A 773-nucleotide genomic window follows, 5' to 3' on the forward strand; every position below is an offset into this window, starting at 1 on the left:
GGTTATGAGCTCCATGAGTGTTATTGCTTGGTTTTATTGAATTTAAGTTGTGTGTGGTCAATGCTGGTTCTAGCTGGCCGAGACGCAGTGTCCGCAATCGAGCTATATTTTTTGAGGAGATGTTCGGATGGCAAAAGAAAAATTTGAACGTAATAAACCACACGTCAACGTAGGTACTATTGGTCACGTTGATCACGGTAAAACAACTTTGACTGCAGCGTTAACGCGTGTATGTGCAGAAGTATTCGGTGGTGAGAAGGTTGACTTCGCAAACATCGATAACGCACCAGAAGAAAGAGAACGTGGTATCACTATCGCGACGTCTCACGTTGAGTATGATTCAACTGATCGTCACTACGCTCACGTTGACTGCCCAGGGCACGCCGATTATGTTAAGAACATGATCACAGGTGCTGCTCAGATGGATGGTGCTATCTTGGTTTGTGGTGCGACTGATGGTCCTATGCCTCAGACTCGTGAGCACATCCTTTTGTCTCGTCAGGTAGGTGTACCTTACATTGTAGTATTCTTGAACAAGGCTGACTTGTTGGCTGAAGACTGTGGTGGTGCAGGTTCAGAAGAATACAACGAGATGCTTGAATTGGTTGAAATGGAAATTCGTGAGTTGCTAGACACTTATGAGTTCCCAGGTGATGATACGCCAATTATCGCAGGTTCTGCTTTGATGGCATTGAACGGCGAAGATGATAACGAGCTAGGTACAACTGCTGTTAAGAAGTTGGTTGAGTCGCTAGATTCTTATATTCCAGAGC

Annotated in this window: 1 protein-coding gene; it reads left to right on the forward strand. The window is 45.0% G+C overall.

The window, feature by feature from the left end; translation table 11 throughout:
* Positions 1–127: 127 nt before the first annotated feature.
* Positions 128–773: GTP-binding protein (locus A3761_RS01450; protein WP_156491489.1), on the forward strand; the 646-nt coding region annotated here is incomplete at its 3' end.

The sequence above is a fragment of the Oleiphilus sp. HI0123 genome (genome assembly GCF_001635315.1).